The sequence below is a fragment of the Phenylobacterium sp. genome, assembly GCF_030693805.1.
GTDB lineage: Bacteria > Pseudomonadota > Alphaproteobacteria > Caulobacterales > Caulobacteraceae > Phenylobacterium.
This window is the reverse complement of the sequence record NZ_JAUXZW010000366.1, coordinates 1-9,344: the sequence shown is the minus strand read 5'-3', so window position 1 is coordinate 9,344 and position 9,344 is coordinate 1. Positions and strand designations below refer to the sequence as shown.

Genomic DNA, 9,344 nt, shown 5'->3' with positions numbered 1-9,344 from the left:
CGAATTCGACGGTGCCGGCGCTGTCGTAGCCGACGGCCTGGGCGAGTGCGACCGCCTGGGCGCCCATGGCGTTGCGGGTCGCCTCGTCGAGCAGCGGCGAGGGCGCCTCCTCGATGACCTTCTGATTGCGCCGCTGGATCGAACACTCGCGCTCGAACAGGTGGACGACGTGGCCGTGCTTGTCGCCCATCACCTGAATCTCGATGTGGCGCGGGCTCTCGATGAACTTCTCGATGAAGATGCGGTCGTCGCCGAAGCTGGACTTGGCCTCGGCGCGCACGGCGGGGAAGCCCTCCTCCACGTCCTGGCGTTTCCAGGCGACGCGGATCCCCTTGCCGCCGCCGCCGGCCGAGGCCTTAATCATCACCGGGTAGCCGATCTCCTCGGAAATCCTCACCGCGTGCGCGACGTCTTCGATCTCGCCCACGTGGCCCGGCACCACCGAGACGCCGGCCTCCACGGCGAACTTCTTCGAGGCGATCTTGTCGCCCATGGCGTCGATAGCGTGGGGATTGGGGCCGATGAAGACGATCCCCTCCTCGGCCAGGCGGCGCGCGAAGCCCGCGTTCTCCGACAGGAAGCCAAACCCGGGGTGGATCGCCTGGGCGCCCGTCTCGCGGCAGGCGGCGATGATCTTGTCGGCCACCAGATAGGATTGCGCCGCCGGCGCCGGGCCGATCAGGATCGCCTCGTCGGCCATCTCCACGGCCATCGAATCGGCGTCCGCCTCGGAATAGACGACGACCGTGGCGATGCCCAAACGACGGCAGGTCTTGATGATGCGGACCGCGATTTCACCGCGGTTGGCGATGAGGATTTTCGAGAACAGAGAGCTCAAGGCGTGACGCGACCTTCCGCTAGCAGGCGATTGTGATGCAGGATCAGAGAAAGACGACCCCAGGGCGCTTTCGATCCGGCGCGGAGGACCTTAAATTGAGCCCCATGAGCACGCCAGCGATCTCACCCCTCGGATTCGATCTCTCTGCACCTGACGCTGCGGAACGCAAGCGCCTGGAAGCAGACCTCACACGCGAAGAGGCCGAGGTGCTTTTGCACCACGGCACGGAGGCCCCGTTCTGCGGCGGCCTGCTCGATAACAAGGAGAACGGCGTCTACTGCTGCCGCGAATGCGGCCTGCCGCTGTTTCGGGCCCACACCAAGTTCGAGAGCGGCACGGGCTGGCCCAGCTTCTTCGCGCCGATAGACGAATCACACGTGGTCGCCGTGCGCGACGTGAGCTACGGCATGGTGCGTATTGAGACCCGCTGCGCGCGGTGCGACAGCCACCAGGGCCACGTGTTTCCCGACGGCCCGAAGCCGTCGGGCCTGCGCTACTGCATCAACTCGATATCGCTGTCGTTCGTGATGGACGGAGCGGCCCTGCCCGATCCGCTCGAGCGCGGCGACAACGAGGCCATGGCTCGCGCGCCAGCGTAGAAGGCTCGTCGGGCGACGGCTCGCGCCGCCCGACGATCCTCAGATCAGTGATCGTGCTTGTGGTCGGTCGCCGGGGTTTCGCCCCGCGCCTGGGCGTCCAGCACGCTGTCGCCAAAGCCACGACCGGGCGTGGTCAGAGGATTACCGCTCTCAAACGGCTTCGAAGACTGGAGCTGGCCGATGCGCAGGTTGTTCTGCACGTGGTCGACGCCGGAGACATGCTCGACGCTGCGCTCGGCGCGATGCTTCGCCTCACGATCGGCGACGGTCCCGCTCAGCGTCACTTCGCCGTTCGCCACCGCAACGGTGATCTCGCTGGCGTCCAACCAGGGATCGTCGGTCAACCGGTCGTGGATGTCGTCGCTGATCCGCGCGTCCGACCGGCGATAGCCCTTCGGCCCACGCCCGCGGTGACTCATCGCCTGATCGCGATCACCTTCCTGGCCGGCGCCGAACCACGACGCGACATGGTCTGCCGCGCGGTCGAAGAAGCCGCGGCGCCCGCCTTGGTCGGAGCGCTCGTGGCGTCCATCGCGCCGAGGGTCGAGACCCGTAGCGTATCCGCCGTAGTTGCGCTGGCTGCCGTGGCTGTCTCCGCGGAAGTCGTGGCCAAAGCCGAACGAGGAATAGCGGCCCGAACGATCACCCGCGGCAGGCACGCCGTAGCCGCCCTGGTCGGGGCCGTAATCGGTGCCGCCGCCAGACATATAGCCGTCGCGGTACACCGGATCGCGCTGGGTCTCGTAGTAGCGGTCGGTCACCCGCTCGTTCGGCCGGCCATAGCGGCTCGCGCCATAACCTGCACTGGACGGGTCGCCGCGGCCGTGGTTGTCGGCGAAAGCGCCGGAGCCGTAGTCGCCATAGTCGGCGCCCGTCGGCCAGCTGCGGTCTTCGCGATCCTGGCCGCGGAAATCGCCGGCTTCGTCGCGACGGCCAAAGTCCTCCGCGGCGCGGCGCGCATTGCGCTCGCGCCATTCATGCTCGCGCTCATCGCTCCATCTGTCGGCCATGATGGTCTCCCTTATTCTGCAACCAAACCCTGTGGTCACAACGGGAGGCGACGCCGGATGTTCCGATTTCAGGGCGCGGATCTCGCTCCGCGCGCACCCTACAGAGGGATGTTGTCGTGCTTCTTCGGCGGGTTGGTCAGCACCTTGCCGCGCAGGTTACGCAAGGCTCGGCCGATCCGGCGGCGGGTCTCGCTCGGCATGATCACGTCGTCGATGTAGCCGCGGCTGGCGGCGACGAACGGGTTGGCGAAGCGGGTCTTGTATTCGCCTTCGCGAGCGGTGATGGCGTCGGCGTCGCCGATCTCGGCGCGGAAGATGATCTCCACGGCCCCCTTGGCGCCCATCACTGCGATCTCGGCCGTCGGCCAGGCGTAGTTGACGTCGCCGCGGATGTGCTTGGAACTCATGACGTCGTAGGCCCCGCCATAGGCCTTGCGGGTGATCAGCGTCACCTTGGGCACGGTGGCTTCGGCATAGGCGAACAACAGCTTCGCCCCGTGGCGGATCAAGCCGCCCTGTTCCTGGCGCGTGCCCGGCATGAACCCCGGCACGTCGACGAAGGTCACCAGCGGGATCTCGAAGGCGTCGCAGAAACGCACGAACCGCGCGGCCTTGCGTGAGGCGTCGATGTCGAGAACGCCGGCGAGCACCTGCGGCTGGTTGGCGACGATGCCCACCGGGCAGCCGTCCATGCGTGCGAAGCCACAGATGATGTTCTTGGCGAAATCGGCCGAAATCTCAAAGAAATCAGCCTCGTCGACCACCTTGGTGATCAACTCCTTCATGTCGTAAGGCTTGTTCGGATTGGCCGGGACCAGAGTGTCGAGCGAGGCCTCCACGCGCGACACGTCGTCGAAGCTCTTGCGGACCGGCGGCTTCTCCCGGTTCGACAGCGGCAAGAAGTCGATGAGCCGACGCACCTGGGTCAACGCTTCGAGGTCATTCTCGAACGCCCCGTCGGCGACGCCGGATTTGATGGCGTGGACGCGGTAGCCGCCCAATTCCTCGTGCGTGACCTCCTCGTGCGTCACCGTTTTCACCACATCGGGGCCGGTTACGTACATGTAGCTCGTGTCCTTCACCATGAAGATGAAGTCCATGATCGCCGGCGAATAGACGTCGCCGCCGGCGCAGGGGCCCATGATCACCGCGATCTGCGGAATCACGCCGGACGCGAGCGTGTTCTCGAGGAAGATGTCGGCATATCCCGCCAGGCCGTCGACGCCTTCCTGGATGCGCGCGCCGCCCGCGTCGAACAGCCCGATCACCGGCGCGCCGACCTTCATCGCCTGACGCTGCACCTTGACGATCTTCTGCGCGTGGGCGTTCGACAACGAGCCGCCGAACACCGTGAAATCCTTGGAGAAGATGAACACGACCCGGCCGTTGATGGTCCCCCAGCCGGTGACCACGCCGTCGCCGGCGACGCGTTGGTCGGCCATGCCGAAGTCGGTGCCGCGGTGTTCGACGAACATGTCGAACTCCTCGAAGGAGTCCTCGTCCAGCAGCAGGTCGATACGCTCGCGCGCGGTCAGCTTGCCCTTGGAGTGCTGACTGGCGATGCGCCGTTCACCGCCGCCCAGGCGCGCCTCGGCGCGCCGACGCTCAAGCTCGTCGAGAATTTCCTTCACGCGCCCCGGTGCTCCCGAAATTGTTCAACCCGGCCCATGGCCTAGTGGGCGATCGTCCCCCTTGCAAGCGTCTGCAGAGGTGACCGCGCGGAACGCTGTCCTAGGCCAGCGCGGCCAGCCACCGTTCGAGCATCTGCGCTTCGGCGCGCAACCGGGCCGTGCGCTCGGCCGCCTCCGCATCGACGCCCCACTGTTCTTCCTGCCAGGCCTCGTCCAGGCGGGAGGCGTCGAACGCCGCCTCCGCGCCCAGCCAGCCGTTCAGCGCCGCAAGGCCCAGCACGGCCGAGCCGTAGAGCGCGGTCGAAAACGCCAGCGCCGCCAGCCGAAAGTCGTCAAGCGCCAAGGCCAGCGCCTTGACCTTGTCCAAGGTCGCCTGCGGCTGGGTCTGGTGGACGATGCCGCCAGCGCGCACGAAGCTCAGACCGAGGTCCTGTTCGGCGCGGGCCAGGATGGGCTCCCAGGTCTCGGCCTGGCGTCTCACCAATCCGGCCGGCGCCTTGGCGAAGTAGCAGACGAGGTCGGAAGCGGCGAAATGCGCGACAGAGGCCGCCGTCGCCTCCCGCGCCTGGGGCACCGCGTCGATGGCGGTGTTGGCGAGCCTGGTCGCATGCATCGAGACCAGGTCCAGGATCTCTCCCTGCCCGGACCATTCCTCGGCGATCTGTTCGGCCAGAGCACGGGTGGGCAGGCTCAGCACCACGCCGCCCGGCGTGCGCACCGACCGGTTGTCTAGTTTCACCTGGAAGCCCGCATCGCCAGCCGCGACGTCGACCTGCTTGTAGAAGCGCTTCGGCTTGTCGCCGGGCTCACGAAACCCGCGCTTGATCCCCGGGCCCTCGCTCATGAGCGCCTCCGGCCGGACGCGAACGGGTCGGCCTCGGCTTCATGCTCGTCAAAGCCGAACCGCTGGAAGCCGGCGCGCATCTCAGCGCTCACCGGCGCCTCCAACGTCAGGATCCCGCGTGACGGATGCGGCAGGGTCAGGCGCCGTGCGTGGAGTTGCAGCTTCAACCCCTCAGACAGCGCCGCAGAGGTCTCGTCGCCGTACTTCGGATCGCCCACGATAGGATGTCCCATGGCCTTCATGTGCGCTCGCAACTGGTGGGTCCGTCCTGTGTGCGGCCGCAGCGCCATCCAGGCCGCGCGCGGCCCGGCGCGCGCGATGGTGACGAAGTCGGTGCGCGCGGGTTCGCCGCGCGGATCCTTGGGCTCGGCCGGGGTCATCATCTCGCGATCGCCGATGCCCCGTTTGACCAGCGGCAGCTCGATAACCCCATCGCCCGGCTTCGGAAAGCCCGCGACGATCGCCCAATAGGTCTTCTGCGCCTTGCGGTGCGCGAACGCCCCCGCGAGCTTCGCCGCCGCCGCCGGCGTCTTGCCCAGCACCAGCACGCCGGAAGTGTCGCGGTCCAGCCGGTGGACCAGCCGCGGCCGCTCCAGCCCCTCGCCCCAGGCGCTGAGCAGCCCGTCCACGTGGCGCAGGGTCTTGGTGCCGCCCTGCACGGCCAGGCCCGAGGGCTTGTTCAGCGCCAGCACCTCGTCGTCCTCATAGAGCACCAGGGACTTGGCGAACGCCGCCTCGCGCGGGTCGATCCCGCGCTCGCGTTCATCGCTCGCGGGCGCGTCCGGCAGGGGCGGCACGCGCACCACTGCGCCGGCGGCCAGACGCAGGTCGGCTTTCGCCCGCGCCCCGTCCACCCGCACCTGGCCAGAGCGGAACAGCTTTTGTAGCTGTCCCTGGCTCAGATGCGGCCAGCGCCTCCGGAACCAGCGGTCAAGGCGAACGCCGTCTTCGCCGTCCGGCACGGGGATGGTGCGCACCTCTTTCATGCGAACAGCCGGCGAGCGAGGATCATGCCAGCGAACAGGGCCGCGACGGCCGCGGCGGTGGAGACCAGCGCATAGATCGCCGCCGGCCCATACTCGCGCCGCTCCAGCATCAGGGCGACTTCCAACGAATAGGCGGAGAAGGTGGTGAAGCCGCCCAGCACGCCGACGCCCAGCAGCAGCCGCAACCGTTCCTGATCCGCTCCGCCACGCTGAGCCAGGTAACCGACCAGCGCGCCCATCAGCAGTCCGCCGATGACATTGACCGCCAGAGTGCCGTATGGCCATGCGGGGCCCAACCAGCGCAGGGCCTGCACGCCAACGCCGTAGCGCGCGATCGCGCCCGCCGCGCCGCCGAAGCCCACCAGAAGCAGATTGCCCATCGCCCTCTTATGCGCCGACGCAGCGAGGCCGCAAGGCCGCTGTCTGACGCGGCGGCCTCAGACCCGCGCGCCCACCTGGCGACGGACTTCGCGGGCGTCGTAGATGTCGGCCCCGGCAGGTTTGGCGCCCTTGCCCATGAGCACTTCCAGCGTCTGGGATAGCGCCGGCCCGCCGCCGAGGTTGAAGCTGGTGCCGACGCCGACGCCGAAGCTCGAGCTGCGCCCGAAGCTGCCGCCGCCAGTGCCGATCGACAGGCGCGGGCTGTTGTCGGGTCCCGCCTGGCGGATGAACCGGTCCGACACTCGGAACCAGTCGTAGCCGTCGGCCAACGCCAGGTCGGCGGCGCGCAGCAACGCGAAGTCAGCCACCTGCTCCGGCGGTGCGCCGGAGCCGCCGCGGAAGGTGATCCGATAGCGGCCAGGCTCGATCCGATACTCCGAGAAGCCGACGGCCTGCGGCCCGGCCGCCGGCTGATAGAGCGTCGGCGCACTGGCGCAGGCGCCGAGCAGCATGGTCGCAAGGACGAGGGGGACGATGCGCTTCATGGTGATGGCTCCTCGCCGAAAGCCGTTGCGCTTCCAGAGGCTTGCACCTCAAACGACCGTCGCGGCGCTCACGTTCCGTTCGCCGCTCGTGACCTGCTGGAGCTCCAGCGCGGCGAGCAGTTCCGCCATGTCCTGCGGAACCGGCGCCTCGACGCGCTTCTCGCCGCCCTCGGGATGCGGAAACACCAGCGCGGCCGCGTGCAGCATCAGCCTTGGAACGGCGTGCCCGCCCAGCACCAGCGCGCCGCCGTAGCGCGCGTCGCCGGCGATCGGGCGGCCGATCGTCGCCAGATGCACGCGCAGTTGGTGCATGCGTCCGGTGCGCGGCTTCAGCTCGACCAAAGCGGCCGTCTCGGTGCTGGCCAGCGTGCGATAGCCGGTGCTCGCCGCCTCCGCGTCAGGATGGTCTGCCTCGCAGATACGCATGTAGGCCTCGCGTCCCTGCATGTCGCGGCGCAGCGGCGCCTCGATGCGCCCTTGGGGTGGCTGTGGCGCGCCGGGCGCGACGATCGCGAGATAGGTCTTGGCGAGCCGACGGCCCATCATCGCCTTGCCGAGGAACGCAGCCGCAGGCTTGGTCTTGGCGGTGAGGATCACGCCCGAGGTGTCGCGGTCCAGGCGGTGGATCAGCCGGGGTCGGGATTTGCCGGGCCTGGCGAAGGCCCACAGCATCTCGTCCAGGGTATGCACCTGGGCGCGCCCGCCCTGGCTGGAGAGGCCCGACGGCTTGTTCAGCGCCAACACGCTGGCGTCCTCATAGATCATCAAGCTGCGGACCAGCGCCGTTTCTTCAGGCGTGAGGGTCAGCGGGATCTCGTGCGCCTTGGCCTTGGGCGGGGTTCGCGGCCTCATCCGCCACGCGCCTTGCGCAAGGCCGCCCAGCGCTCGAGGCGGTCCTTGATCCGCGCCTCGTTCCCCTCGCCCTTGGGCTGGTAGAAACTGCGGCGTGCCATCTCGTCGGGGAAGTAGTTCTGTCCCGAGAAGTTGTCCTCGGCATCGTGGTCGTAGGCGTAGCCCTTGCCGTAATCGAGATCCTTCATCAACCGCGTCGGCGCGTTGAGGATGTGCTTGGGCGGCGCCAGCGAGCCGGTTTCCCGCGCCGCTTTCTGGGCCGCCTTGAAGGCGGTGTAGACGGCGTTGGACTTGGGCGCGGCGGCGAGGTGGATCACCACCTGGGCGAGCGCGATCTCGCCTTCGGGGCTGCCCAGGAAGTCGTAGGTCTCCTTGGCGGCGTTGGCGAGCACCAGGGACATGGGGTCGGCCTCGCCGATGTCCTCGGCCGCGGCGCGCACAAGCCTTCTGGCGATGAACAGCGGGTCCTCGCCGCCCTGAAGCATGCGCGCCAGCCAGTAGAGCGCCGCGTCGGGATCGGAGCCGCGGATCGACTTATGCAACGCCGAGATGACGTTGTAGTGCTCCTCGCGGTCCTTGTCATAGGCGGGGCTGCGCTTCTGCAGCACCTGGCTCATCTGCGCCACGCTCAGCGGCTTGGGCGGCGCGATGTTGAACAACGTCTCGGCCAAGGTCAGCAGGTAGCGGCCATCGCCGTCGGCGAGATCGATCAGCGCGTTGCGGGCATCTGTATCCACTGGCATGGCCTTGCCTTCGAACGCCTCGGCCTTGGCCAGCAAGGTCTCCAGCGCCGCCTCGTCCAGCCGCTTCAGCACATAGACCTGGGAGCGCGACAGCAGCGCCCCGTTGAGTTCGAAGGACGGGTTCTCGGTGGTCGCCCCGACCAGGGTGACGATCCCCTCCTCCACGAACGGCAGGAAGCCGTCTTGCTGGGCGCGGTTGAAGCGGTGGATCTCGTCGACGAACAGCAGGGTCGACTGGCCGGCGGCGCGGCGCATGCGGGCCGCCTCGAACGCCCTCTTCAGGTCGGCGACGCCGGTGAACACCGCGGAGAGCTGCTGGAACTCGTAACCCGCCGCCTTGGCCAGGAGACGCGCGATGGTGGTCTTGCCGGTGCCGGGCGGGCCCCACAGGATCATCGACGACAGCCGCCCGGCCGCCGCCATGCGTCCGATCGGCCCCTCGGGACCCAGCAGGTGGTCCTGGCCCACCACCTCGCCCAGGCTCTGCGGGCGCAGGCGGTCGGCCAGCGGCGACGGCGCGTGCGGGGTCAGGCCCGCGGCTTCGAACAGGTCGGCCATGGGCTGAACCTTAGCACAGGCGTCAGGTGCGGAAGGTGGCGCTGATCGCCTGGCCGCCGCGTTCGATGGTCACCTGCCACACCCGCGTCTGGGCGGTGGCCGCGGCCGCAAGCTGCGCCACGCTCTCGATGCGCTTGCCGTTGACCTCACGGATCAGGTCCCCGGGGCGCAAGCCGGCGTTCATGGCGAGACCGCCCTGCACGCTCAGCACCAGCACGCCCGGGCCCAGGAACGGATCGACCCCCAGCGCCTCGGCGACGGCAGGCGACAGATTGACGACGGTCGCGCCCTCGAAAGGATTGCGGCCACTCAGGGTCCGTTCATCGCGCGCCGGCGTCGCCGGCGGCGCCTCGGCGC

General features: G+C 68.6%; 11 protein-coding genes. 1 reads left to right on the top strand and 10 read right to left on the bottom strand.

Going from position 1 to position 9,344, the window contains the following annotated elements; genetic code table 11:
- Window positions 1-829: biotin carboxylase N-terminal domain-containing protein (locus Q8M88_RS14605; RefSeq protein ID WP_305597890.1), on the bottom strand; the 829-nt coding region annotated here is incomplete at its 3' end.
- Between the two features lie 113 nt (window positions 830-942).
- On the opposite strand from Q8M88_RS14605, the gene msrB reads away from it, so the two are divergent.
- Window positions 943-1,437, top strand: coding sequence for a peptide-methionine (R)-S-oxide reductase MsrB (gene msrB, locus Q8M88_RS14600; RefSeq protein ID WP_305597889.1), 495 nt, complete (start codon window positions 943-945; stop codon window positions 1,435-1,437).
- A 44-nt stretch (window positions 1,438-1,481) separates the two neighbouring features.
- Here msrB and Q8M88_RS14595 read toward each other — a convergent pair whose 3' ends face one another.
- The 9 genes from Q8M88_RS14595 to Q8M88_RS14555 form a co-directional block, all read right to left on the bottom strand.
- Window positions 1,482-2,447, bottom strand: a complete 966-nt coding sequence (locus Q8M88_RS14595) for a BON domain-containing protein (protein ID WP_305597888.1) — start codon at window positions 2,445-2,447, stop codon at window positions 1,482-1,484.
- A 98-nt stretch (window positions 2,448-2,545) separates the two neighbouring features.
- A complete protein-coding gene (locus tag Q8M88_RS14590) occupies window positions 2,546-4,078 on the bottom strand; it encodes an acyl-CoA carboxylase subunit beta (protein WP_305597887.1) in 1,533 nt (510 codons plus the stop codon).
- A 100-nt stretch (window positions 4,079-4,178) separates the two neighbouring features.
- The gene (locus tag Q8M88_RS14585; protein WP_305597886.1) at window positions 4,179-4,922 is read right to left on the bottom strand and encodes an ATP12 family chaperone protein; all 744 of its coding nucleotides are present in this window, start codon (window positions 4,920-4,922) and stop codon (window positions 4,179-4,181) included.
- Complete coding sequence (locus tag Q8M88_RS14580) at window positions 4,919-5,908, bottom strand: RluA family pseudouridine synthase (protein WP_305597885.1); 990 nt, start codon at window positions 5,906-5,908, stop codon at window positions 4,919-4,921. The genes Q8M88_RS14585 and Q8M88_RS14580 overlap by 4 nt, the downstream gene beginning before the upstream one ends.
- Complete coding sequence (crcB, locus tag Q8M88_RS14575) at window positions 5,905-6,288, bottom strand: fluoride efflux transporter CrcB (RefSeq protein ID WP_305597884.1); 384 nt, start codon at window positions 6,286-6,288, stop codon at window positions 5,905-5,907. Before crcB ends, Q8M88_RS14580 begins: the two co-directional genes overlap by 4 nt.
- Before the next feature lie 57 nt (window positions 6,289-6,345).
- Window positions 6,346-6,834 (bottom strand): hypothetical protein, encoded by a 489-nt coding sequence (locus tag Q8M88_RS14570; RefSeq protein ID WP_305597883.1) that lies wholly within the window; start codon window positions 6,832-6,834, stop codon window positions 6,346-6,348.
- 48 nt (window positions 6,835-6,882) lie between these two features.
- Window positions 6,883-7,686, bottom strand: a complete 804-nt coding sequence (locus Q8M88_RS14565) for an RluA family pseudouridine synthase (RefSeq protein WP_305597882.1) — start codon at window positions 7,684-7,686, stop codon at window positions 6,883-6,885.
- Complete coding sequence (locus Q8M88_RS14560) at window positions 7,683-8,987, bottom strand: replication-associated recombination protein A (protein ID WP_305597881.1); 1,305 nt, start codon at window positions 8,985-8,987, stop codon at window positions 7,683-7,685. The genes Q8M88_RS14565 and Q8M88_RS14560 overlap by 4 nt, the downstream gene beginning before the upstream one ends.
- Before the next feature lie 22 nt (window positions 8,988-9,009).
- Window positions 9,010-9,344, bottom strand: a 335-nt coding sequence (locus Q8M88_RS14555; RefSeq protein ID WP_305597880.1) for a PDZ domain-containing protein, incomplete at its 5' end; no start/stop codon positions are given.

Bases quoted from the DNA above. Each gene is read 5' to 3' on its own strand.
- Q8M88_RS14585 (WP_305597886.1), bottom strand. From the start codon at position 4,922: ATGAGCGAGGGCCCGGGGATCAAGCGCGGGTTTCGTGAGCCCGGCGAC.
- crcB (WP_305597884.1), bottom strand. From the start codon at position 6,288: ATGGGCAATCTGCTTCTGGTGGGCTTCGGCGGCGCGGCGGGCGCGATC.
- msrB (WP_305597889.1), top strand. From the start codon at position 943: ATGAGCACGCCAGCGATCTCACCCCTCGGATTCGATCTCTCTGCACCT.
- Q8M88_RS14580 (WP_305597885.1), bottom strand. From the start codon at position 5,908: ATGAAAGAGGTGCGCACCATCCCCGTGCCGGACGGCGAAGACGGCGTT.
- Q8M88_RS14595 (WP_305597888.1), bottom strand. From the start codon at position 2,447: ATGGCCGACAGATGGAGCGATGAGCGCGAGCATGAATGGCGCGAGCGC.
- Q8M88_RS14565 (WP_305597882.1), bottom strand. From the start codon at position 7,686: ATGAGGCCGCGAACCCCGCCCAAGGCCAAGGCGCACGAGATCCCGCTG.
- Q8M88_RS14570 (WP_305597883.1), bottom strand. From the start codon at position 6,834: ATGAAGCGCATCGTCCCCCTCGTCCTTGCGACCATGCTGCTCGGCGCC.
- Q8M88_RS14560 (WP_305597881.1), bottom strand. From the start codon at position 8,987: ATGGCCGACCTGTTCGAAGCCGCGGGCCTGACCCCGCACGCGCCGTCG.